We start from the raw sequence: 21,675 nt of genomic DNA, 5'->3' as shown, positions 1-21,675 counted from the left end.
AGGCCGACATGTCACTGCTCACCCGCTCCAGCACCGTCGACGGCGTCCTACGGCGCAGCGCCGCCCGCTACTCCGACACGACCGCACTCATCTTCGGAGAGCGGACGCTCCGGTGCCGACCTCGTGGTTCACGCTCCGGTGCTGACCCCTGGTTCACGCCTGCGGAGCTACAGCCGCTCCAGCAGGTGGAACGGGCTGACGATGCGACGGGTGTAGTCGCCGAAGTCGACGGTGACCGCCGCGCTCTCCTGGCCGATCACCCGCCCGAGACCGTGCGACTGGTGCGAGACCCGGTCGTCAATCTCGAATTGCTCGATCTCCGGCTCGACTCGTGGCTTGAAGGGACTGGTCTCCAGATGTCTGCGGGGTGACCCGGATCGAGTTGTCATCACCTCTCCAGTATGGCCCTTCCCGGAAGGTTGTGCTCGCGCAGTCCCACAACGGGCTCCTGTTCCGCCTCTGCACGCACTTTCTGCCCGGCGGCGCGCGCTCCCGCCACCACCCTGCCCGGGCCGGGGGAAGGGATGTCGTGGGCCGGGGGAAGGGATGTCGTGGGCCGGGGGAAGCGATGTCGTGGGCGCAGTGTTGACTACGGACATGGTGCATGCAACCGGGATCGGATCCTGGCCCGGAACTGACGTTCGTGAGGCACTGCGGACGGTGCGTGACCTCCTCACCGAGTCCCCCGAGGGCGTGACCACCGTGCCCTACCTGCCGGAGCTGCCCGAGCGCGGGCCCGGCTCGGACATGATCGGGAGGGCCACCGGACTGCTGGTGGACCTGCCGGTCGACCTGCAGCCGCAGGGGTGGCGTCTGGTCGACCGCCCCGGACGCGATGCCGAGCGCACCTCGTCCTGGTGGCGCCAGGACCTCGACGAGCTCGCGGAGGCCCTCGACGGGTGGACCGGGCCGCTGAAGTTGCAGGTCGCCGGTCCGTGGACGCTCGCCGCAGCGCTCTGGCTGCCGCTGGGTGACCGGGTCCTCTCCGACGCCGGCGCCACCCGTGACCTCGCCGAGTCACTGGCCGAGGGAGTCGGGCTGCACCTGGCGGATGTGGCCCGCCTCGTGCCCGGTGCCGAGCTCACCCTGCAGATCGACGAGCCGTCGCTGCCCACGGTCCTGCTCGGCCGGGTGCGGTCCGACTCCGGCTACCGGGTGCTGCCCACGCCCGATGCCAGCCAGGCCGAGCACGTGCTCGGGTCCGTCGTGTCCGCCGCCCGCGGGGCCGGCGCCACCACGGTGATCCACTGCTGCGGCGACGAGCCACCCGTGGACCTGCTGCGCGGCGCAGGCCCCGACGTGATCGCGTTGGACGTCACCACGCTGCGCACCCGCGACTGGGACTCTGTGGCCACCGCCGTCGAGTCCGGGGTCCGGTTCTGGGCGGGGGCGATGTCGCCGACCCGTCCCACGGCATACGACACCGTCCGGCAGCGTCTGGCCACCCGGTGGCACGAGCTCGGGCTGCCGCCGACGAGCCTGGCCGACCTCGGTGTGACCCCCGCGTGCGGACTCGCCGGGACAGCCCCCGACACGGCAGCAGCGATCACCCGCGCCACCGTCGAGGCGGCCCGCGCGCTCGCCGAAGAAGCCCAGGGATGACTCCCGCGCCGCCGGCTGCTCCCACGACGGCCGGCAGGCCCTGGCAGGCGAAGTATGCCGCCATCGCCCTGATCTGGGGCTCCAGCTATCTGCTGATGAAGGTCGGCGTCGAGGCCCTGTCGGGCGTGCAGGTGGCGACCCTGCGAGTGCTGTGCGGGATCGCTGTGCTGCTCCTCCTGCTGCGCCTCACCGGCGGGCGGCTGCCACGCGGTCGACGGACCTGGGGGCACCTGTTGGTGACCGGCACCCTGCTGTGCACCATCCCGTGGACCCTGTTCGCGGTCGGGGAGGAGCGGGTCGACTCCGCGATCGCCGGGATGTCCAACGCGGTCACCCCGGTCGCGACCGTCCTGTGCTCCATGCTGCTGCTGCGCTCCGAGCCGGTCGGTCGGCGCCGCATGGTCGGCGTGGCCATCGGTTTCGTCGGCGTCATGCTCATCTTTCAGCCGTGGTCGGTGGAGCGGGGACCGGACCCGGTCGGTTTCGCGATGGTGCTGGCGGCGTCGGCGAGCTATGGCGTGGGCTGGACCTACGTGCGACGGTTCCTGCGCAGCGTCGATCCCGGCGGGTTGTCGATGCCGACCGCTCAGGTGCTGGTCGCGACGGTCCAGATGCCGATCGTCCTGCTGCTCTGGTGGTGGCTCGGCTCGGGGGAGGAGATCAGCACCCCGTGGTCGTTGCACGGCACCGACTGGGTGGTGCCGGTCCTGGCCGTGGTGGTGCTGGGCGTCGTCGGGACCGGCTTGGCCCAGTGGCTGCAGTTTGACGTCGTGCGTGCCGCCGGTCCCACGGTCGCGACGAGCGTGACCTACCCGATCACCGTGGTCGCGGTGCTGCTCGGTGTCCTCGTGCTGGGTGAGCAGCTCGGGCCGGTGGTCCTGCTGGGCGGGGTGACGGTCCTGGCTGCCTCGGTCCTGATCGGCCGCGCGCCGAGGCCACCGGGCACACCGACGGATCCCTCACCCCCGCCGGTCGACGCGCCGAGCCCGCCTGAGGCCCTGCTGCCCCCGGGGCCAGCGGATCGCGCGCCGACCTCAGCGCGCCCGGCGAACCCACCGGATGTCGTGGGTCAGTCCAGCGCGCTCTAGCGACACCAGACTGATCCACGAGCGGGTCGAGTCCCACCGACTGGCCCACGAGCGGGTCGGGCCCCCCGGCTCGGTCACCTCCTGGTGAGGCGCCCCGTCAGGGAGTCATCGCGGGCGTGGAGCTGGTGTGCACGAACGGATCGTCCTCGGCCACCCAGCTGGCGGTGACCACGTGGAGCCCGTCGGACAGGGCGCTTTCGGACAGGTCAAACATCACCGCGCCGCCGGTCGGCCGCTCGGTCAGCTGCTGGGAGACCTCGTCGCCGTCGTCGATGCTCGCGGTCACCGCCACGTTGGGGCCGGAGGACTTCAGCAGCGCGAAGCTGATCGGGGAGTCCGGGTTGACCTCCCACCACTCGACACCCTCCTGGATGCCCGGGTTGAGCCAGTTCAGGCGCGGCTCGCCCGTGGACGGGGCGATGTCCTGGTCAACCACCCAGCTCATGCCGTCCAGCTTGCGGACCGCAAACGAGTGCGCGAACGGCTCCCCGTCACCGCCCTCACCCCACAGGCTCACCACCTGGGCGGAGTCGTGGGTCTCCTCATAGGCCGAGCGGATCGCCCACTGCGGCTCCCCGGAGGCGTCGGCCAGGTCCGCGGAGAGCTCGCCGATGCCGTTGTCCTCAAAGACCGACACGTCAGGGTAGTAGACCAGCGCCTCCGGGCTGAGCATCCCGTAGGCCGCCTCGGTGTCGCCCGAGGCGACGGCGTCGACATACTGCTCGGCGAAGGTCATGGCGTCCCCGGCGCCCTCCTCCGGGCTATCGCTGGTGGGCTCCTCGCTGGGTTGCTCGGTGCTGGTTGGCTCGGTGCTGGGCTCGTCCGTGGTGGGTGCCGGTGGCGCGACGGTGGGCTCCTGCGTCGTCTCGACGGGGTCAGAGGTCGCCGCCGGCGCGCTCGTGCTCGGGGCCGCGTCGGTGGCGGTGTCCTCGACCGTGCCCCCGGGATCAGCCACCTCCGGCTCCTCCTCGGTGCCGCAGGCGGTCATCAGCACGAGCGCCGTGATCGGCAGGGCCCCCATCGCCAGCCGTCGTGTCCCCCGACGCTGTCCTGCTCGAGATCCAGTCTGCGTGCGCATCTTTCCTCCTCGTGCGGGCCCCTGCCCGCTTCGCGTGGGACGCACCCGTGCGGATGGCGTCCTCCCTCCACCCAACGCTCTGGGACCCTTCACGGTTGCACGGAGTTGAGGATCGCGCATCCAGGAGTATGCCGTGGGGCAGGATCAGGAGCGAGCGCCCGAGGAGTGGTCCACCGGCTCGAAACGCTCCCAGACCCAGGCACCGTCGGTGGCGTGCGCGAAGATGGTCCGGTGACTGAGACGGCATCAGAGGACGTGCGGCACGAGTGGACCGAGCTGGCCGAGGAGATTCGGGGACACCAGTTCGCCTACTACGTCAAGGACTCGCCGACGATCAGCGACGGGGAGTTCGACGCGCTGCTGAAGCGGCTGGAGGCGATCGAGGAGCAGTGGCCCGAGTTGCGGGTGCCGGACTCACCGACCCAGTTGGTGGGTGGCGCCTTCTCCACCGAGTTCGCCGCCGTCGACCACGTCGAGCGCATGCTGAGCCTGGACAACGCGTTCTCCATGGAGGAGGTCCAGGCGTGGGCCGTCCGGGTGGAGAACGAGGCCGGTGGCGCGCAGGTGCACTACCTGTGCGAGCTCAAGATCGACGGGTTGGCCGTCAACCTGCTCTATGAGCGGGGACGGCTCGTGCGGGCTGCCACCCGCGGCGACGGCCGCACCGGGGAGGACGTCACCCTCAACGTCCGCACCATCGACGGCATCCCACACACCCTGACACCGCCGGAGCACCAGGAGGGCGAGGCCGTCCCGATCCCGGACCTGCTCGAGGTCCGTGGGGAGGTCTACTTCCCGGTCGAGGCCTTCGAGGAGCTCAATGCCTCCCTGGTGGAGGCCGGCAAGACGCCTTTTGCCAACCCGCGCAACACCGCGGCGGGCTCGTTGCGGCAGAAGGACCCACGGGTCACCGCGTCGCGCAGGTTGCGCATGCTGGTGCACGGCATCGGCGCCCGCACCGGCTTTGAGATGACCCGGCAGTCGCAGGCCTATGAGCTGCTGTCCGCGTGGGGGTTGCCGGTGTCCTCCCACGCGAAGGTCGTCGACGACCTCGCAGCGGTGCAGGAGTTCATCGAGCACTTTGGCGAGCACCGCCACGACGCGGCCGAGCACGAGCTGGACGGGGTGGTCGTCAAGGTCGATGAGGTGAGTGTCCAGCGACGGCTGGGATCGACCTCCCGGGCGCCCCGGTGGGCGATCGCCTACAAGTACCCGCCCGAGGAGGTCACCACCAAGCTGCTCGACATCCGGGTCAACGTGGGCCGCACGGGGCGGGTCACGCCCTACGCCGTGATGGAGCCGGTCAAGGTCGCCGGGTCCACCGTCGAGCAGGCGACCTTGCACAACGGCTATGAGGTGGAGCGCAAGGGTGTGCTGATCGGTGACACGGTGGTGCTGCGCAAGGCCGGTGATGTGATCCCCGAGGTCGTAGGGCCGGTCGCCGACCTGCGCGACGGCTCCGAGGTCGCCTTCGTGATGCCCACGCAGTGCCCGTCCTGCGGCACCACCCTGGCCGAGCAGAAGGAGGGCGACAAGGACATCCGCTGCCCCAACGCCCAGACCTGCCCGGCCCAGCTGCGCGAGCGGCTGTTCTCACTGGCCAGCCGGGGGGCCTTCGACATCGAGGCCCTCGGCGGGGAGGGCGTCAACGCGCTGTTGGACGCGGGGGTGATCAGCGATGAGTCGACCCTGTTCCGGCTCACGGCCGAGGACATCGCGCGGGTCCCGCTCTACACCCGCGCGGCGAAGAAGACGGACCCTGAGGAGGAGGTCGTCGACGGGCGGGTGCTCTCGGCCAACGGGCTCAAGCTCGCCGACAACCTGCAGGAGGCCAAGAAGCAACCGCTGTGGCGGGTCCTGGTGGCACTGTCGATCCGCCACGTCGGGCCGACCGCAGCGCGTGCGCTGTCCACCGAGTTTGGGTCCGTGAACGCGATCCGCGAGGCCTCGCTCGAGCAGCTGGCCGCGACCGAGGGCGTGGGTCCGACGATTGCGCAGTCCGTGGTGGACTGGTTCGAGGTCGACTGGCACCGGCAGATCGTGGAGGACTGGGAGGCCGATGGGGTGCGGATGGCCGACGAGCGGGACGACTCCGTCGAGCGCACGCTCGAGGGGCTGACGGTCGTGGTCACCGGATCGCTCGAGGGGTTCAGCCGCGATGAGTCCAAGGAAGCGATCGTCTCCCGCGGTGGCAGGGCAGCAGGGTCGGTGTCCAAGAAGACCGACTATGTGGTCGTGGGGGACAACGCCGGTTCCAAGGCCGACAAGGCCGAGGAACTCGGGGTGCCGATCCTGGACGAGGCCGGGTTCCGCAGGCTGTTGGAGAGCGGGTCGCCCGACTGATCAGATCGGAGGGGGGTGGTGATCGGGATCGCGACCACAGCGACGCACGAGCTCAGTTCCGCGCCACCGCAGTCCCACTCAGCCGCCAACCGCCAACCGCAGCCGCCAACCGCCAGGAATCAAATGCGTGCAGGTCAGCGTTGCTGCCTGATGGTGAGAGGGGAGCAGTCGGTGCGCGCGCAGGGTGACTCGGGTCAGGTCGACTATGTCCCCGACCCCGCGCGCTGGCGGATCCTGCTGGTGCTCCTCGCGGCGATCTTCATGTCCCTGATCTCCGTGAGCATCGTCAACGTCGCCCTCCCGGCGATCCAGGGGGGAGTGGGGGCCACCGACTCCCAACTGCAGTGGGTGCTTTCCGGCTACGCCCTGACCTTCGGGGTGGTGCTCGTGGCCGCCGGGCGCGCGGGCGACGTGATGGGCCGCGGCGGCATCTTCTTAGTCGGGGTGCTGACCTTCACCCTCTCCTCGATCGCCGCCAGCTTCGCGCCAACAGCAGAGTGGCTGATCGTCGCCCGTTTCGCGCAGGGGGTGGGCTCCGGGCTGCTGAACCCCCAGGGCGTCGGCATGATCCAGCAGTACTTCCGTGGCGCCGAGCGCGGCCGTGCGTTCGGCTACTTCGGCAGCACCGTCGGCGTCTCGGTCGCCATCGGGCCGGTGCTCGGCGGGCTGCTCATCGACCTGGGTGGTCCCGACCTGGGCTGGCGGCTGACCTTCCTGGTGAACGTGCCGGTCGGGATCCTCACCATCGTCCTGGCGCTGCTGTGGTTCCCGAAGCCGTTGATCCAGCGCACCGCCCAGGCCGGCTCGGTGCTGGGCACCCTGCGCTCGCTGGACCCGATCGGGTCGTTGCTCCTCGGCGTGGCCGTCCTGGCGATCCTGTGGCCGTTTATGGAGGCACGCAGCTCGGCGGTGACCTGGCTGCTGCTCCCGTTCGGGGTGCTGCTGGTCTACGGGTGGGTGCGGTGGGAACGCCGCTATGCCCTTCGCGGAGGTAGCCCAATGGTGGACCTGCACATCTTCCGCACCCGCAGCTTCAGCAACGGCGCGCTCATCGTCACCCTGTACTTCCTCGGCATGACCAGCATCTGGGTGCTGGTGGCGCTCTACATGCAGGAAGGCGCCGGTCGGTCCGCCCTCGAGGCGGGCATGGTGGGACTGCCGTCCGCCGTGCTGTCCGCGCTCGCAGCCAACTGGGCAGGGCGGCGGGTCCTGCGCCTCGGGCGCCGGCTCGTCATCGGCGGGCTCTACCTCGCGCTGATCGGGCTCGGTCTGAGCGCCGCAGTCGTGCTCCTCAACGAGGCCGTCGGCCTGAGCGTCTGGTGGCTGCTGCTGACCCTGTCCTTCATCGGCATCGCCCAGGGCACCGTGATCAGCCCCAACCAGACGCTCACCCTCGCGGAGGTGCCGCTGCAGTATGCCGGCAGCTCCGGGGCGATCATGCAGACCGGCCAGCGGATGGGCACCTCGATCGGCATCGCCGTGATCACCGCGGCGGTCTTCACCTCGCTGCAGACCACGAGCTGGTCGACCGCGGCTGTGCTCGGGTTCGGCCTGATCGCGCTGGTGATCCTCTCTGCGCTGGCCGTGGCCTACAAGGACCTGCACGACCGGCGTCGCCGGCCCACACCGCAGGCCTGACCGCAAAGGTCTCCGTCCCACGGATGACCCGCGTGACCTCCTGGCTCAGCCCGTGGCAGGGTGGGAGGAGTCTGCGACTGGAGGAGGTTCTCGCCATGCCCGAGAGCGAGCGCGAGGTGGTCATCTACTGGCGGCCCGGCTGCGGATACTGCCTGCAGCTCAGGACCTCGCTCGGCGCCCTCGGCGAGCAGGCCCAGTGGATCAACATCTGGCAGGACGACGCCGCCGCCGCCTTTGTGCGCAGTGTCAACGACGGCAACGAGACCGTGCCCACCGTGGTGATGGACGGCATACCGCACACCAACCCTGACCCCGACACGGTCCGTGAGCGGCTGGAGGCAGTGGCATGACCGAGATCTCGATCCGGAGGGCCTATGACGGGGCCCCTCCCGGGTGGCACGCCATCCTGGTGGACCGTCTGTGGCCGCGCGGCATCGCCAAGGAGGACCTGAGCGCCACCTGGCTCAAGGAGGTCGGCCCGTCCACCGAACTGCGCCAGTGGTTCGGCCACGACCCGGACAAGTTCGAGGAATTCGCCGAGCGCTATCGGGCCGAGTTGAAGGGGGCCGACGCGTTCGAGAAACTGCTCCAGGAGGCGCGGGGCAGCAAGCGCGTCGTCCTGCTCTATGGCGCCAAGGACGAGGAGCACAACCAGGCCGTCGTGCTCGCTGACCTGCTGCGCGATCGGCTGTAACCCACCGCTGATCAATCCGGTCAGCCCAACCCGCCAACCTCGTGGACCTGGTTGGTGAAGGCGGCGTGGGCGCGGTCGCCGTCCTGGGGCTCGACGTCGACGACCACGCCGGTCTCCACGTCCAGGGAGACCCAGTATGCAGAGGGGTAACCGGCGACCTCCTCCGGCGAGGGCGCCCTGGTGGCACCTGCCCCGAACTCCAGCGCCTGGCTCACCGCGCCGAACAGCAGTGGGCAGCAGGAGCACCGTGGGTCGTAGCCGTCGCCGGCGTCCTCCGCCGACTCCGGGAGGGCTCGCGCGCTCGCGGTCCAGGTGAGCCGCCCGAAGCGCTCACGGGCATGCACGTCACTGATCTCGACCCCGCGGGAGAGTTCCACCGGGTCGAGCATCGCCACCCACCGGTAGTTCTGCCACATCGGGTCGTCGTACTCGATGTCGAGAGCGTCCGGCCGCTCCACCACCAGCCCGTCAGGGCGCCGCGCCGGCTCGACAGACTGGGGCGCCACGCCCGAGCTGCTGCCTTCACGGGAGCCCTCGGTGAGCTCCGGCGGTGCCAGCCCCGGCTCCGCGTCCAGGGACGCCAGGCCAGGCGCTGCGTCAGCCGCCGGGACCGGGCCGGGATCCGACCAGCCGAACGAAACGCGGGTGTAGGGCACGCCGGTCTCCACGTGCCGCTCCCCGCGGGCCACCACCTCCAGGTGCCCGGGTCGGGTCAACCACGCCTCGACCGGCTCCTCGCCCTCGGGCCGGTGCGTGAAGTGCAGCGTGCCGAAGCGCCACGGCGAGGACCGCGCCAGGGCCCGGAAATCGTCGGGCCCCGGTGCGTCGGGGAGAGGCGACGTGCTCGGCATACGAGCGATTGTGTCGCCTCCGACCTCCCTGGGCACGCCTGCTGCCCCGGTGTCACGGATATATCCCGCTCACCGGCGGGATAACCGTGCACAGGTTGCTTGCGGGAGCACGGTTCGGAGCGTGACCGGCGGGAACCTAGACTGACCCCCATGTCCGCACTGTCCCGCGACGATGTCGCGCACGTCGCCATGCTGGCCCGCATCCAGCTCACCGATGCCGAGCTCGACCGCCTCGCCGGCCAGCTCGACCAGATCGTCGGCTGGGTCGGCCAGGTCAACGAGGTCGCTGCCGACGACGTGCCGCCGATGAGTCACCCGCTGCCGCTGACCAACGTGACCCGCCTCGACGAGGCGCGCCCGAGCCTGACCGCCGAGCAGGCGCTGTCCGGTGCGCCCGAGTCCGAGCTGGACCGGTTCAGCGTTCCCCGCATCCTGGACGAGGAGTGAGCACGAGTATGCCGACGCACCCCCACCTCACCCACCTCACGGCCGCGCAGATGGCCGACGGCCTGGCGGCCGGCGAGTTCACCTCCGTGGAGCTGACCCAGGCCCACCTGGACCGGATCGCCGCGCTCAACCCGGTGCTCAACGCCTTCCTGCAGGTGGACACCGAGGGTGCTCTCGCCACGGCCGCGGACGTCGACGCCCGGCGTGCCGCCGGCGAGGACCTGCCGCGCCTGGCCGGCGTGCCGATCGCGGTCAAGGACATCGCCTGCACGATGGGCATCCCGACCACGGCCGGCTCGAAGACCCTCGAGGGCTGGATCCCGCCCTACGACGCGACGATCGTCACCCGCCTCAAGGACGCGCGGATGCCGATCCTCGGCAAGACCAACATGGACGAGTTCGCGATGGGCTCCTCCACCGAGCACTCCGCCTTCGGCCCGACCCGCAACCCGTGGGACCTGGACCGCATCCCGGGCGGCTCCGGCGGTGGCAGCTCGGCTGCGGTCGCCGCCTTCCTCGCGCCGCTGGCCATCGGCTCGGACACCGGCGGTTCGATCCGCCAGCCCGCGGCCGTGACCGGCACGGTCGGCGCCAAGCCGACCTACGGCGGCGTCTCCCGCTACGGCGTGATCGCGCTGGCCTCCAGCCTGGACCAGATCGGTCCCTGCGCGCGCACCATCACCGACGCGGCGCTGCTGCACGAGGTCATCGGTGGCCACGACCCGATGGACTCCACCAGCATCGACGCCCCGGTCCCAGACCTCGTCGCAGCCGTCGAGTCCGGTCGTTCAGGTGACCTGACCGGCCTGCGCGTCGGCATCGTCAAGGAGCTGACCGGCGAGGGCTACCAGGCCGGCGTGCAGGCGCGCTTCGAGGAGTCCGTCGAACTGCTGCGCCAGGCCGGCGCCGAGATCGTCGAGGTCTCCTGCCCGCACTTCCAATACGCCATGGCGGCCTACTACCTGATCCTGCCGAGTGAGGCCTCCTCCAACCTGGCCCGCTTTGACGCGATGCGCTACGGCCTGCGGGTCGCCCCCGAGGGGGTCGAGGCCCCCAGCGCCGAGCAGGTGATGGCCGCCAGCCGCGACGCCGGCTTCGGCGACGAGGTCAAGCGCCGCATCATCCTGGGCACCTATGCGCTGTCCTCGGGCTACTACGACGCCTACTACGGCCAGGCGCAGAAGGTCCGCACGCTGATCGCCCGCGACTTCGAGGCAGCGTTCGAGCAGGCCGACGTGCTGATCAGCCCGACGGCGCCGACGACGGCGTTCAAGATCGGGGACAAGCTGGAGGACCCGATGGCGATGTATCTCAACGACATCGCCACCATCCCCGCCAACCTGGCCGGCATCCCCGGGCTCTCGCTCCCCTCCGGGGTGGCGGACGAGGACGGCCTGCCCGTCGGCATACAGATCCTGGCGCCGGCGACCCAGGACCAGCGGATGTATGCCGTGGGCGCGGCTCTCGAAGCCCTCCTCGCGCAGCAGTGGGGCGGGTCGGGCAGTGTGCTGGACAGGGCTCCTGAGGTGACCACCGGAGCAGTGAGCGAGGAGGCGAAGTGAGCACGCAGATCGAGGACGTCGTCGCCTATGACGAGCTCCTGACCAGGTATGACCCGGTGCTGGGCCTGGAGGTCCACGTCGAGCTGAACACCGCGACCAAGATGTTCTGCGGGTGCGCGCTGGGCTTCGGCGCCGACCCCAACACGCAGGTCTGCCCGGTGTGCCTCGGCCTGCCCGGGGCGCTGCCCGTGGTCAACGCGACCGCCGTGGAGTCGGCGATCCGGATCGGCCTGGCGCTGAACTGCTCCATCGCGCAGTGGTGCCGGTTCGCCCGGAAGAACTACTTCTATCCTGACATGCCCAAGAACTTCCAGACCAGTCAGTATGACGAGCCGATCGCCTTCGAGGGCTACCTGGACGTGGAGCTGGATGACGGCTCGACCTTCCGGGTCGAGATCGAGCGCGCGCACATGGAGGAGGACACCGGCAAGTCCACCCACGTCGGTGGGGCGACCGGCCGCATCCACGGTGCGGAGTACTCCCTGGTCGACTTCAACCGGGCCGGCATCCCGCTCATCGAGATCGTCACGAAGCCGATCACGGGGGCGGGGGAGCGGGCTCCCGAGGTGGCGCGGGCCTATGTCTCCGCGCTGCGCGACCTGCTCAAGGCGCTGGACGTCTCCGAGGTCAAGATGGAGCAGGGCAACGTGCGCTGCGACGCCAACGTCTCGCTGCGCGCGAAGGCCGGTGACGGCGCGACCTCGCCCGAGCAGCTCGCGGTCCCGCTGGGCACCCGCACCGAGACCAAGAACGTCAACTCCCTGCGCTCGGTCGAGCGTGCTGTGCGCTATGAGATGTGCCGCCACGCGGCGGTGCTCGACTCCGGCGAGAAGATCCTGCAGGAGACCCGGCACTGGCACGAGGACACCGGGGTGACCACCTCGGGGCGCCCGAAGTCCGATGCCGACGACTACCGCTACTTCCCCGAGCCGGACCTGGTGCCGGTCGCGCCGACCCGTGAGCGGGTCGAAGAGCTGCGCGCGACCCTCCCGGAGCCCCCGGCCGAGCGACGCAAGCGGCTGCAGGGCGACTGGGGCTTCTCGGACCTGGAGATGCGCGACGTGCTCAACGCCGGTGCCGTCGAGGTCATCGGGGAGACCGTCGCCGCGGGTGCGACGCCCGCTGCTGCCCGCAAGTGGTGGATGGGTGACCTGGCCCGCCGTGCCAACGACGCCGGCACCGCCGTGACCGAGCTGGGCGTCACCCCGGCGCACATCGCCGAGCTTGACGGGCTGGTACGCGACGGACGTCTCAACGACTCGATGGCCCGCCAGGTCATGGAGGGTGTGCTCGCCGGTGAGGGCGGCCCGACCCAGGTCGCCGACGCCCGCGGGCTCGAGCTGGTCCAGGACGACGGTGCCCTCGAGGCGGCGGTCGACAAGGTCATCGAGGCCAACCCGGACGTCGCGGACAAGATCCGCGACGGCAAGGTGCAGGCCGCTGGGGCCCTGATCGGTCAGGTCATGAAGGAGATGCGTGGTCAGGCCGACGCGGCCAAGGCGCGCGAGATCATCCTGTCCAAGCTCACCTGATCTTGGGGAGGATCGGTACGCCCCACGCACATTCTTGGGGAGGATCGGTACGCCCCGCCCAAGGGCCGGCGACGTACATCTTCAATACACTCTGTATTGAAGAAGCGTATGCCGTTCTTCATGGGAGTGCTGGTGCAGATCCGAGATGTTGATGAGGCGGTCCGTGAGCAATTGAAGGCTCGGGCTGCTGCTGAAGGTGTGTCGTTCAACAGTTACCTGCGGGGTCTGCTGGCTGACGAGGCTGCTCGGCCGACACGCGCCGAGGTGCTGCAGCGGATCCGCGAGCGCACGGAGCGGGCCACCGTGGGCTCTGCAGGTGTCGTGCGCGCGGGACGTGAGGAGCGGGCGGGACAGGTGCTCGCGTGACGGTTGTCGTTGACTGCTCGGCCCTCGTCGATCTGCTCGTAGCGCCCGATCTGGAGGCGGTGCACGTGGCCATTGCCGACCAGGTGCTGCACGCCCCGGCACACGTCGATGTCGAGGTGGTCAGTGCACTGCGCGGCCTGGTCCACCCTAAATCCAGCGAGCCTCTTGACGGTCCGCGGCGGGTGTGGAAGGGTCGTTGTCAGGCGGAACACTGAGGTGCTGGCAGGGCCACCGGGAGGTTGCGGGTCGTGCGAATCAAGAGTTTGACAGCGGCAATATGTGGTGTCGCGATGGTCGGGGCGTTGGCCCTACCTGCGTTGGCGGCCGACGCGGAGACGGGCTACCGGTACGCCAGCGCATGCACCGTGGGATCCGAGACACGGCCGGCCGTGACGTGGAGGGCTATGGGCGAGATGGAGATCACCCCGCCCGGAGCGGGCTACACCGTCGACTACAACTCGCCCCTCCAGTACATCACGCGGACTACCGGCGGCACTCTTGCTGGTGGTTACTGGGTCGTGTACAGCACCAACGATGTGCTCCAGCCGAACACCTATGGTTCCTGCACCAACCCTTAAGGCGGCGCTCGCGGCTCTGCTGCTTGTTGGAGTGGCAGCGTGCTCCGGCTCGCCGACCCCGGAGGGCCCCACCGCGGTGAACGCGGGCGTCGCAGCCACAGACTGGGCGACACCAACTGATCCGGCGACCTCGACAAGGCCAGATCGCGAGGCGTTTGCCGAGGACGTGTTGAGTTTTCAGCAACGCAAGGCCGAGTGTCTGAGGGAACGCGGTTGGGATGTCTCAGATCCCGACCCCAATGCCCTTGGCAATCCGATGGTGATCCAGCATGGCGGCCGTCCCGAGGAGTTGCGGGCAGCGCGCGAGGAGTGTGCCGAGGAGTTGGGCGGCGAGCCGACTGCGCCGCTTGCTGACGATGCCGAACTGAGCAAGTTCTATGACCTCCAGGTCGAGGCCTATGAGTGCCTGGTCGCGAACGGCTACTCCCCAGCGCCTCCCTCGACCCGTGAAGCCTTCGTCGCGAGCTACTACGCCGGCGAGTCCTGGTTCGCCCACCAGCCGGCGGTCCCCGAGGGGGCACCGATCCCGGACACCGTGTGCCCGCAGCCGATGTTGGCCGATATCGAGTGGTGAACCGCGCCGGATCTGCCGCCGCGGGTCTCACTCCGGCGCAGGCACCGGGCCGACCAGAAAATTCGCCCAGGCGCCGTGCACCGACTCGTCGTCGCTGGGGTGGAAGATCCCAGCCAGCACGTCGCGGTAGAGGCGGGACAGCTCGTTGCTGTTGAAGTAGGAGGACCCGCCACTGGCCCGGATGGCCTTGGTCACCACCGACAGCGCGGTCTCGGTTGCGCGGGACTTCACCGCCGACAGTTGTGGCATCCAGAGCGGGCCGCGGTCCACGCCGTTGTCGACGTCGTGGGCCAGCGCCGCGATCTGCGGGTGGATGGCGTCCAGCTCGATCGCCGCGTCAGCCAGCCGCCAACGGATGTCCGGGTCATGCGCATAGGGCGCACCCTTGTTCTTCATCGAGGTGCGCTTCTGCACGGTCGCGACGGCTAGGTCCAGGGCCCGCTGGGCGATGCCGGTGTAGACCGAGGCCAGCAGCAACTCGAAGCTGGCGAAGATCCCGAAGACGAAAGGGTCGGCCGCCGGCCCGGGCGGGATCCGCCGGATCACCCGGTCCGCGGGGGCGTGTGCTCCGTCGAGCACGGTGGTGCGGGACTGGCTGCCGCGCATGCCCATGGTGTCCCAGTCGTCCTTGATCTCGAAGCCACCGCCGTCGCGGGTGATGAAGCCGAAGACCGACATCGGCTCCTCGTCAGTGCTGTCCGTGCCGAAGGTGCCCAGCCGCGTCCAGGCCGGCGACAGCGAGGTGAAGATCTTGGTGCCGTGGAAGCTGAAGCCGCCCTCCCCGTCGGGCCGGGCCTCGGTGCGGGAGCCGAAGAGCACCAGATCGTTGCCCGCCTCGGAGATGCCGAAGCCGAAGACCTCACCGGCCACCGCGTCGGCGAAGACCCAGTCCATCGAGTCGTCGCCGGTCGCGTGCACCACCCGGGCGACCCCCAGCCACACCTGGTGCATGTTGACCGACAGCGCTGTCGCCGGGGCGGCCCCGGCCAGCCGCATCTGCTCGCGGGTCATCTCCTCCAGGGTCAGGCCCAGGCCGCCGAACTCGGTCGGCACCATCGCCCGCAGGTAGCCGGCCTCGGTCAGGTCGGCCAGGTCCTCGTGCGGAAAGCCGTTGTCGCGGTCGACCTGGGCGGCGCGGCCGCGGATCCGCTCGAGCAGTTCGTCGGTGAGCAGGGCACGGGTGCCGGGCATCGGCATACTCCTTGGTTGGTGGCGATCGGTCGGGGTCGGTCAGGGGACCCGGTGGGTCCACTCGGGGGTCAGGAACTTGGTCTCGGTCAACTCGCGGGCGGCGTCCAGCTCGGCCTGGGTGTAGGCGCCCTCGACGGTGTCGTAACGCTGCCGGAAGTGGGCCAGCAGGGCCTCGATGACGGCGTCCCGGGCCAGACCGGTCTGCGAACGCATCGGGTCGACCCGCTTGTTGGCGCTCTTGGTGCCCTTGTCGGACAACTTTTCCCGGCCGGTGCGCAGGACGTCGAGCATCTTGTCGGCGTCGATGTCGTAGGCCATCGTCACGTGGTGCAGAACGGCCCCGGCTGCGAACCGCTTCTGGGCCGCGCCGCCGATCTTGCCCGCGTCAGAGGCGATGTCGTTGAGCGGGACGTAGCGCGCCGCGATCCCCACGTCGGCCAGCGCACCCAGCACCCAGTCGTCGAGGAAGGCGTAGGACTGCTCGAAGGTCAGCCCCTCCACCAGGGAGGTCGGCACGACCAGGGAGTAGGTGATGCAGTTGCCCGGCTCCATGAACATCGCCCCGCCGCCGGAGATGCGCCGCGCGATGCGTATGCCGTGTCGCTGCGCCCCTTCCTGGTCCACCTCGTTGCGCACCGACTGGAAGGACCCGATCACGACCAGCGAGGCGTCCCAGTCCCAGATCCGCAGCAGCGGGTTGCGGCGGCCGGCGGCGACCTCCTGGGGGAGCACCTCGTCCAGGGCCATGTGCATGACGGGGTCCAGGACAGTTGGCCCGATGACGTCGAAGGTGTGGTCGGCCCATCCGGTGGCCCGGCCCAGGGCGCGCCGCACGGCGATGCCGACGGCCTGGGGGGAGAAGCCGATGAGGGCGACCGAGTCGTCCAGCGCACCCTCGATCGCGGCGGCCAGCCCGTCCGCCTTGGTGTCGGCGGGCATGCCGGTCAGTGCGGCGTCGATGTCCTCCAGCGCCGAGTCCGGCTCGAGGAAGAAGTCGCCCGAGACGTGGACGTCGGCCAGGCGGTCGTCCACCACCTCGAGGTCGACCACGACGAGCTTGCCACCGGGGACCTTGTACTCACCACGCACGGCACCAACCTACGCCGGATCGGCCGCCGGACCTCAGCAGGCCAGCATGTCCACGTGGACGCATCCTTCACGCTGAAACCTGAGCCCGCCGACAGAGCCCGTGAAGGATCCATCCATATGCACACGACCTTCACGCGAAGGCCGAGAGAGCCCGTGAAGGATCCATCCACATGCACACGTGGTTGCGGGGCTCCGCGGTCGTCCTGTGGTGGGGCGGTGCGGTGGGGTCCTGTGGTGGGGCCGCTGCGGAGAGGCGCGGCAAGGCGTCCAGGGCGGCGAGGCGACTCCCGCTCGGATAGCGTGGCGGGGTGCGTGTGATCAGTGTGCCCTCAGTCGTTGCAGACCTCGTGGAGCCCGTGGAGGGTGCGCAGGTCGTGACCTGGGACATGCGGGACGACCCGCCCCGTCCCGACCTCGAGCTCGTCATCGTCCCGCAGTTCAACGCACCGCGGGTCAAGCGCCTGGGCGAGCTGGCTGACCTGCGGGCCGTGATCACCCTCACCGCGGGCTATGAGCACGTCACCCCGCACCTGCCGGCCGGGGTCGCGCTGGCCAACGCGGTCGGCGTCCACGACTCGGCCACCGCCGAGATGGCACTGGCCCTGATGCTCGCCGCTCAGCGCGACATCCCCACCTTCGTCCGCGCGCAGGACGCCGGTCGTTGGGAGAAGCAGCAGGTCACCCGTTCGTTGGCGGACTCGCGGGTGCTGATCGTCGGCTATGGCGGCATAGGCCTGGCGCTCGCCGCCCGCGTGGTCGCCTGCGAGGCGACCGTCACCGCCGTCGCCAGCCGGGCCCGCGACGGGGATGAGTATGCCGACACGGTCCACCCCATCGACGACCTGTCAGCGCTCCTCCCGGACGCCGACATCGTGGTTCTGGCCGTCCCGCTGCTGGACAGCACCCGTGGACTGCTGGGCGCCGAGCAACTGGCGCTGCTGCCGGATGACGCCCTGGTCGTCAACGTCGGCCGGGGCGGGCTGATCGACACCGACGCGCTGCGGGCCGAGTGCGCGTCCGGCCGGCTGCGCGCGGCCCTCGACGTCACGGACCCTGAGCCGCTGCCCGAGGGACACCCACTGTGGAGCACCCCGGGCGTCCTGATCAGTCCGCACCGTGGGGGCGCCAGCACCGCATTCCCGCGCCGGGGCGCCCGTTATGTCACAGAGCAGATCGCAACCTTCGTGCGCACCCACGAGATTGAGCACGTCGTCGCCACAGGTGAGGAGTCGTCATGACCGAGGACAGCAAGCGTCTGCTGCTGGTGCGCCACGCCAAGACCGAGCAGGTGCCGGGCAAGGTCGACCACGACCGTGAGCTGCTGCCCCGCGGCGTCGCGGACGCCCGCGCGGGTGGCGCCTGGATCGTTGAGCACGAGTTGGTGCCGCACCTGGTGCTCTGCTCGACCGCCACCAGGGCGCAGCAGACCTGGCAGGAGATGGCCGAGGGTGGCCGTCTGCGCGACGTCGAGGTCTGGAGCGACCGGCGGATCTATAACGCCTATCCGGAGGAGATCCTGGACCCCATCCGCGAGGTTCCCGAGGACACCCAGGTCCTGATGGTCGTCGGGCACGCCCCCTCGATCCCTGCACTGGGGGAGGTGCTGGCTGACGAGACGACCAGTGACACCGCCGTGCTGGCCACCCTGAGGGAGAGTATGCCGACCGGCGTGGGTCTGGAGCTCGAGGTCACCGGCTCGTGGAGTGACCTCGGTGCCGGATCCGCACGGCTGGTCGGCTTCCACCGCTGGCGCGGACCCGAGGGACGGTCGTGAGCCGGCAGGCGCAGCGGCTGGACCCGAACTCAGCCGATCTGACCCTGCTGCAGGACCGGCAGGTGGCGGTGCTGGGCTTCGGGCCGGTCGGCTCCGGCCACGCCCTCAACCTGCGAGACAGCGGGGTCGACGTGCGCGTCGGCGTCCCAGCGGACAGCCGCGCCGCCGCCCGGGCCGAGATCGAGGGCATCCTCGTCGTCGAGGCGGCCGACGCCGTGCGGCAGGCGGATATCGTCGTGCTCCCGGCGGACGAGGCACTCGACGTCGCCACCGTCGCTCCGTTGCTGGGCGCCCTCGAACCGGGGGACCTGGTGCTCGTCACCGGACCCGAGCTGGTCCGGGACGGACTGACTGTCCCCGAGGGCGTGGACCTCGTTCTCCTGCAGGGGATCGGCGGTGCTCACCGGCTCCGGGACGAATACCTGGACGGTCGCGGAGTGCCCGCCCTGGTGGCGGTGGAGACCGATGCGAGCGGCTTCGCCTGGCCGGTGCTCACGGCATACAGCCAGGCGGTGGGTGCGCTGCGCTCTGGTGCCCTGGTCACCTCGGTCACCGAACTGGCCGCTGCCACAACGTATGCCGAGAGCTCCGTGCACGAGCCGGTGCAGGCGCTGGTGCGCGAGGGGTTCGACGCCCTGATCGTGCAGGGGGTCAGTGAGGAGGTGGCCTACCTGGTGACGCTGCACGAGCTGAGGGCGCGGGTCGACACCGCACTGGTCGCCGGCTTCGGCCCGACCCAGGTGAGCGACCGACAGGCTGCGGCGCTGCCCAGCCGTCGGGCGGCCGCGGCCGTGGCCCACCCGATCGAGGCCGTGGGGCGGCGAGTGCGGGCGCTGATGAGCTGGATCCGCTGAACGGGTATTTTGGACACGACGCAATGACGCTGGCCCAGGAGGATGCATGACCACCGAGACCACCCCCACCTTCGCGCTCGAGCAGCGCCCCGACCCGGCCAGCGACGAGCAGGTGGCGGAGCTGCTGGCCAACCCGGCCTTCGGTGCGAAGTTCACCGACCACATGGTGGTGGTGGACTGGAGCAAGGAGGGTGGTTGGGCCGACCCGCGTGTCACCGCCTACGGCCCCTTCCAGCTGGAGCCGGCGGCGTCGGTCTTCCACTACGGCCAGGAGATCTTCGAGGGGATGAAGGCCTACCGGCACGCGGACGGGTCGATCTGGACGTTCCGGCCCGAGCAGAACGCCGACCGCTTTGCCCGTTCGGCGCGCCGCCTGGCGCTGCCGGAGCTGCCGAAGGGCCTGTTCCTGGAGTCGCTGCGCGCGCTCGTCGAGCTGGACCAGCGGTGGGTGCCGGACCAGTCCCTCGGGGAGGTCAGCCTCTATCTGCGCCCGTTCATGATCGCGACCGAGCAGGCGCTGGGGGTGCGTCCGGCCAACCGCGCTCTCTACAGCGTGATCGCCTCTCCGGCTGGCGCCTACTTCCCCGGTGGGCTGAAGCCGGTCAACATCTGGCTGTCCGAGGACTTTGTGCGCGCCGCCCCCGGCGGCACCGGCACGGCCAAGTGCGGCGGCAACTATGCCGCCTCGCTCGCGGCACAGGCGGAGGGAATCGACAACGGCTGCGACCAGGTGGCCTTCCTGGACGCCATCGAGCAGAAGTGGGTCGAGGAGCTCGGTGGCATGAACCTGTTCTTCGCCTACCGGGACGGCACGATCGTCACCCCAGAGCTGAGCGGCACGATCCTGGAGGGCGTCACCCGCGGATCGTTGATCGAGCTCGCCCGGGAGAAGGGCCACGAGGTCATCGAGCGGAAGTACTCGATCGATGAGTGGCGCGCCGATGCTGCCAGCGGTGACCTCGTCGAGGTGTTCGCCTGTGGCACTGCTGCGGTCATCGTGCCGGTCGGCACGCTGAAGTGGCGCGGCGGCGAGGTGTCGATGACCGGCGGCGACATCGCGGGCGACCTGCGCAACGCCCTGCTAGACATCCAGTACGGCCGCGTCGAGGACACCCACGGCTGGATGCACCAGCTGGTCTGAGCATGGGCACATTCCTGCTCGTCCTGGCCGCGGTCTTCCTTCTCGTGGGAGCCGCCGCAGCGTTCCTGGCTGCGAGGCTGTCCTCCAAGGCGGGTGATCCGCGGGTGGCTGAGCGCCGGCGCCGGCTGGTGGCGCGGCTCGCGGTCCCCTCGTTCCTGATCGGCTTCGTGCTGATCGTGCTGAGCTGCTTCGTCTGATCAGCGCGAGGGTCGGGCTATGAGCAACCGATCGGTGTGCATTCAGACCGGCAATGTCGCGCTGTCCACTGCGTCAGTGCAGGTCAGCGCGATGCGCTCTAGCGGACGGCGGCATTTTGCCGGTTTTGGTGCACGGTGTAGGGCTCTGAGCACTCGCAGCCCGCGAGGCCCTGAAAGATCCCATGAAGTGCGCAGTACGTGTCAGGCGTCGCGGACGAAGATCAGCCCCTCGTGGGTGACCGTGTAGAAGAACAACCGCCCACGGGCGTCGTAGATCGCCACGTCGACGGTGTCCAGGCCGGTCAGCTCGACCCGGTCACCTCGCGGGTGAATCACCCAACTGAACAGCCCACCGAGGTCTCGCAGGGCGGCGATGATGCTGCGGTCGTAGCCGTACCGGTGGAGCACGGCGCGGGGCTCGGCCCGCTGGTAGCCCGGGCGGGCGCCGACCCCCTGGACGCGCTCGGGAGCCAGCCCACTGAGTTGTTCGACCAACGGGTGCCCCGCATGGCCGTCGTGGAAGACGAACTCGAGTGTCGACATACGCGGGCGCAGCCTCTGCAGCAGCGCCAACTGCTCCTTCGGGGTGTGCAGGATCAGGTCGTCGAACTCCGCTTCAGCCACAGCCGGAGCCTACTTCCCCGGTGGACTCAAGCCGGTGAACATCTGGCTGTCGGAGGACTTTGCCCGCGCCGCCCCGGGTGGGACCGGGACGGCCAAGTGCGGCGGCAACTATGGCGCCTCGCTTGCGGCCCAGGCCGAGGGCATCGCAATGGCTGCGACCAGGTGGCCTTCCTCGATGCGATCGAGAAGAAGTGGGTTGAGGAGCTGGGCGGGATGAACCTGTTCTTCGCCTACAAGGACGGCACCATCGTCACCCCGGAGCTCAGCGGCACGATCCTGGAGGGCGTCACCCGCTGCTGGCTGATCGAGCTGGCGAAGTGGCGCGGTGGCGAGGTCTCCATGACTGGCGGTGACATCGCCGGGACCTGCGCAACGCCTTGTTGGACATCCAGTACGGCCGCGCCGAGGACACCCACGGCTGGCTGCACCGGCTGGTCTGAGTGTGCCTGCCG

At 70.0% G+C, this 21,675-nt stretch carries 24 protein-coding genes and 1 pseudogene; 19 read left to right on the top strand and 6 right to left on the bottom strand.

Annotation, left to right across the window (positions count from 1 at the left end):
* Positions 1–167: 167 nt before the first annotated feature.
* On the bottom strand, positions 168–389 hold the full coding sequence (locus FNH13_RS15870) for a hypothetical protein (protein ID WP_143784344.1): 222 nt from the start codon (positions 387–389) through the stop codon (positions 168–170).
* A 208-nt stretch (positions 390–597) separates the two neighbouring features.
* On the opposite strand from FNH13_RS15870, the gene FNH13_RS15865 reads away from it, so the two are divergent.
* The gene (locus tag FNH13_RS15865) at positions 598–1,602 is read left to right on the top strand and encodes a uroporphyrinogen decarboxylase/cobalamine-independent methonine synthase family protein (protein ID WP_143784343.1); all 1,005 of its coding nucleotides are present in this window, start codon (positions 598–600) and stop codon (positions 1,600–1,602) included.
* Complete coding sequence (locus FNH13_RS15860) at positions 1,599–2,690, top strand: DMT family transporter (RefSeq protein WP_143784342.1); 1,092 nt, start codon at positions 1,599–1,601, stop codon at positions 2,688–2,690. Before FNH13_RS15865 ends, FNH13_RS15860 begins: the two co-directional genes overlap by 4 nt.
* Before the next feature lie 97 nt (positions 2,691–2,787).
* Here the strand turns inward: FNH13_RS15860 and FNH13_RS19145 are convergent, their stop codons facing one another.
* On the bottom strand, positions 2,788–3,768 hold the full coding sequence (locus tag FNH13_RS19145; protein WP_165700153.1) for a hypothetical protein: 981 nt from the start codon (positions 3,766–3,768) through the stop codon (positions 2,788–2,790).
* A 231-nt stretch (positions 3,769–3,999) separates the two neighbouring features.
* On the opposite strand from FNH13_RS19145, the gene ligA reads away from it, so the two are divergent.
* From ligA to FNH13_RS15835, 4 genes are all read left to right on the top strand, one after another.
* Positions 4,000–6,111: an NAD-dependent DNA ligase LigA gene (gene ligA, locus FNH13_RS15850; protein WP_228266445.1), complete on the top strand. Its 2,112-nt coding sequence runs from the start codon at positions 4,000–4,002 to the stop codon at positions 6,109–6,111.
* Positions 6,112–6,282: 171 nt separating this feature from the next.
* On the top strand, positions 6,283–7,749 hold the full coding sequence (locus tag FNH13_RS15845; protein WP_228266444.1) for an MFS transporter: 1,467 nt from the start codon (positions 6,283–6,285) through the stop codon (positions 7,747–7,749).
* A gap of 23 nt (positions 7,750–7,772) precedes the next feature.
* Positions 7,773–8,099, top strand: a complete 327-nt coding sequence (locus FNH13_RS15840) for a glutaredoxin domain-containing protein (protein ID WP_143784337.1) — start codon at positions 7,773–7,775, stop codon at positions 8,097–8,099.
* Positions 8,096–8,443, top strand: coding sequence for a DUF488 domain-containing protein (locus tag FNH13_RS15835; RefSeq protein WP_143784336.1), 348 nt, complete (start codon positions 8,096–8,098; stop codon positions 8,441–8,443). Before FNH13_RS15840 ends, FNH13_RS15835 begins: the two co-directional genes overlap by 4 nt.
* Positions 8,444–8,463: 20 nt before the next feature.
* Here the strand turns inward: FNH13_RS15835 and FNH13_RS15830 are convergent, their stop codons facing one another.
* The gene (locus FNH13_RS15830) at positions 8,464–9,294 is read right to left on the bottom strand and encodes a hypothetical protein (RefSeq protein WP_143784335.1); all 831 of its coding nucleotides are present in this window, start codon (positions 9,292–9,294) and stop codon (positions 8,464–8,466) included.
* A gap of 150 nt (positions 9,295–9,444) precedes the next feature.
* Between FNH13_RS15830 and gatC the strand changes: the two genes are divergently transcribed.
* The 7 genes from gatC to FNH13_RS15795 all read left to right on the top strand — a co-directional run bounded on the left by gatC (position 9,445) and on the right by FNH13_RS15795 (position 14,353).
* On the top strand, positions 9,445–9,741 hold the full coding sequence (gene gatC, locus FNH13_RS15825) for an Asp-tRNA(Asn)/Glu-tRNA(Gln) amidotransferase subunit GatC (protein WP_143784334.1): 297 nt from the start codon (positions 9,445–9,447) through the stop codon (positions 9,739–9,741).
* 8 nt (positions 9,742–9,749) lie between these two features.
* Positions 9,750–11,303, top strand: a complete 1,554-nt coding sequence (gene gatA, locus FNH13_RS15820) for an Asp-tRNA(Asn)/Glu-tRNA(Gln) amidotransferase subunit GatA (protein ID WP_143784333.1) — start codon at positions 9,750–9,752, stop codon at positions 11,301–11,303.
* A complete protein-coding gene (gene gatB, locus FNH13_RS15815; RefSeq protein ID WP_228266443.1) occupies positions 11,300–12,835 on the top strand; it encodes an Asp-tRNA(Asn)/Glu-tRNA(Gln) amidotransferase subunit GatB in 1,536 nt (511 codons plus the stop codon). Before gatA ends, gatB begins: the two co-directional genes overlap by 4 nt.
* A 96-nt stretch (positions 12,836–12,931) precedes the next feature.
* Positions 12,932–13,201, top strand: a complete 270-nt coding sequence (locus tag FNH13_RS15810) for a FitA-like ribbon-helix-helix domain-containing protein (protein WP_202878808.1) — start codon at positions 12,932–12,934, stop codon at positions 13,199–13,201.
* Positions 13,198–13,416 (top strand): type II toxin-antitoxin system VapC family toxin, encoded by a 219-nt coding sequence (locus FNH13_RS15805; protein WP_143784331.1) that lies wholly within the window; start codon positions 13,198–13,200, stop codon positions 13,414–13,416. Before FNH13_RS15810 ends, FNH13_RS15805 begins: the two co-directional genes overlap by 4 nt.
* A 174-nt stretch (positions 13,417–13,590) precedes the next feature.
* On the top strand, positions 13,591–13,779 hold the full coding sequence (locus tag FNH13_RS15800; RefSeq protein ID WP_143784330.1) for a hypothetical protein: 189 nt from the start codon (positions 13,591–13,593) through the stop codon (positions 13,777–13,779).
* A 256-nt stretch (positions 13,780–14,035) separates the two neighbouring features.
* Positions 14,036–14,353: a hypothetical protein gene (locus FNH13_RS15795; RefSeq protein ID WP_143784329.1), complete on the top strand. Its 318-nt coding sequence runs from the start codon at positions 14,036–14,038 to the stop codon at positions 14,351–14,353.
* A gap of 27 nt (positions 14,354–14,380) precedes the next feature.
* On the opposite strand, the gene FNH13_RS15790 is transcribed toward FNH13_RS15795, so the two are convergent.
* Together FNH13_RS15790 and FNH13_RS15785 are read right to left on the bottom strand one after the other, a co-directional pair.
* Entirely contained in the window at positions 14,381–15,544 is a 1,164-nt protein-coding gene (locus FNH13_RS15790) for an acyl-CoA dehydrogenase family protein (RefSeq protein WP_143784327.1), read from the bottom strand.
* Between the two features lie 39 nt (positions 15,545–15,583).
* Positions 15,584–16,633, bottom strand: coding sequence for a lipoate--protein ligase family protein (locus FNH13_RS15785; RefSeq protein ID WP_143784326.1), 1,050 nt, complete (start codon positions 16,631–16,633; stop codon positions 15,584–15,586).
* A gap of 308 nt (positions 16,634–16,941) precedes the next feature.
* Here FNH13_RS15785 and FNH13_RS15780 point away from each other — a divergent pair, with 308 nt between their 5' ends.
* The 5 genes from FNH13_RS15780 to FNH13_RS15760 are packed head-to-tail and all read left to right on the top strand — an operon-like array spanning position 16,942 to position 20,599.
* A complete protein-coding gene (locus FNH13_RS15780) occupies positions 16,942–17,871 on the top strand; it encodes a 2-hydroxyacid dehydrogenase (protein ID WP_228266442.1) in 930 nt (309 codons plus the stop codon).
* Positions 17,868–18,407 (top strand): SixA phosphatase family protein, encoded by a 540-nt coding sequence (locus FNH13_RS15775; RefSeq protein WP_143784325.1) that lies wholly within the window; start codon positions 17,868–17,870, stop codon positions 18,405–18,407. Before FNH13_RS15780 ends, FNH13_RS15775 begins: the two co-directional genes overlap by 4 nt.
* Complete coding sequence (locus FNH13_RS15770; protein ID WP_165700151.1) at positions 18,404–19,261, top strand: NAD(P)-binding domain-containing protein; 858 nt, start codon at positions 18,404–18,406, stop codon at positions 19,259–19,261. The genes FNH13_RS15775 and FNH13_RS15770 overlap by 4 nt, the downstream gene beginning before the upstream one ends.
* A gap of 46 nt (positions 19,262–19,307) precedes the next feature.
* On the top strand, positions 19,308–20,402 hold the full coding sequence (locus tag FNH13_RS15765; RefSeq protein ID WP_143784322.1) for a branched-chain amino acid aminotransferase: 1,095 nt from the start codon (positions 19,308–19,310) through the stop codon (positions 20,400–20,402).
* 2 nt (positions 20,403–20,404) lie between these two features.
* The gene (locus FNH13_RS15760; protein WP_143784320.1) at positions 20,405–20,599 is read left to right on the top strand and encodes a hypothetical protein; all 195 of its coding nucleotides are present in this window, start codon (positions 20,405–20,407) and stop codon (positions 20,597–20,599) included.
* Positions 20,600–20,800: 201 nt separating this feature from the next.
* On the opposite strand, the gene FNH13_RS19625 is transcribed toward FNH13_RS15760, so the two are convergent.
* Positions 20,801–21,223 carry a hypothetical protein gene (locus FNH13_RS19625; protein WP_228266441.1) on the bottom strand — a complete coding sequence of 141 codons (423 nt, stop codon included), beginning with the start codon at positions 21,221–21,223 and terminating at the stop codon, positions 20,801–20,803.
* Here FNH13_RS19625 and FNH13_RS15755 point away from each other — a divergent pair.
* Positions 21,216–21,663: pseudogene (locus tag FNH13_RS15755) on the top strand (aminotransferase class IV); the annotation flags it as partial. The gene FNH13_RS19625 and the pseudogene FNH13_RS15755 sit on opposite strands and share 8 nt — an antisense overlap.
* Positions 21,664–21,675: the final 12 nt, after the last annotated feature.

The organism is Ornithinimicrobium ciconiae (assembly GCF_007197575.1).
GTDB lineage: Bacteria > Actinomycetota > Actinomycetes > Actinomycetales > Dermatophilaceae > Ornithinicoccus > Ornithinicoccus ciconiae.
Note: the sequence above shows the minus strand (reverse complement) of the source record. Positions and strands in the feature narration are given on the sequence as shown.

Bases quoted from the DNA above. Each gene is read 5' to 3' on its own strand.
- FNH13_RS19145 (WP_165700153.1), bottom strand. From the start codon at position 3,768: ATGCGCACGCAGACTGGATCTCGAGCAGGACAGCGTCGGGGGACACGA.
- FNH13_RS15840 (WP_143784337.1), top strand. From the start codon at position 7,773: ATGACCCGCGTGACCTCCTGGCTCAGCCCGTGGCAGGGTGGGAGGAGT.
- gatC (WP_143784334.1), top strand. From the start codon at position 9,445: ATGTCCGCACTGTCCCGCGACGATGTCGCGCACGTCGCCATGCTGGCC.
- FNH13_RS15765 (WP_143784322.1), top strand. From the start codon at position 19,308: ATGACCACCGAGACCACCCCCACCTTCGCGCTCGAGCAGCGCCCCGAC.
- gatA (WP_143784333.1), top strand. From the start codon at position 9,750: ATGCCGACGCACCCCCACCTCACCCACCTCACGGCCGCGCAGATGGCC.
- FNH13_RS15775 (WP_143784325.1), top strand. From the start codon at position 17,868: ATGACCGAGGACAGCAAGCGTCTGCTGCTGGTGCGCCACGCCAAGACC.
- FNH13_RS15790 (WP_143784327.1), bottom strand. From the start codon at position 15,544: ATGCCCGGCACCCGTGCCCTGCTCACCGACGAACTGCTCGAGCGGATC.
- FNH13_RS15760 (WP_143784320.1), top strand. From the start codon at position 20,405: ATGGGCACATTCCTGCTCGTCCTGGCCGCGGTCTTCCTTCTCGTGGGA.
- FNH13_RS15835 (WP_143784336.1), top strand. From the start codon at position 8,096: ATGACCGAGATCTCGATCCGGAGGGCCTATGACGGGGCCCCTCCCGGG.
- FNH13_RS15870 (WP_143784344.1), bottom strand. From the start codon at position 389: ATGACAACTCGATCCGGGTCACCCCGCAGACATCTGGAGACCAGTCCC.
- FNH13_RS15860 (WP_143784342.1), top strand. From the start codon at position 1,599: ATGACTCCCGCGCCGCCGGCTGCTCCCACGACGGCCGGCAGGCCCTGG.
- FNH13_RS15830 (WP_143784335.1), bottom strand. From the start codon at position 9,294: ATGCCGAGCACGTCGCCTCTCCCCGACGCACCGGGGCCCGACGATTTC.
- FNH13_RS15795 (WP_143784329.1), top strand. From the start codon at position 14,036: ATGGTGATCCAGCATGGCGGCCGTCCCGAGGAGTTGCGGGCAGCGCGC.
- FNH13_RS15865 (WP_143784343.1), top strand. From the start codon at position 598: ATGGTGCATGCAACCGGGATCGGATCCTGGCCCGGAACTGACGTTCGT.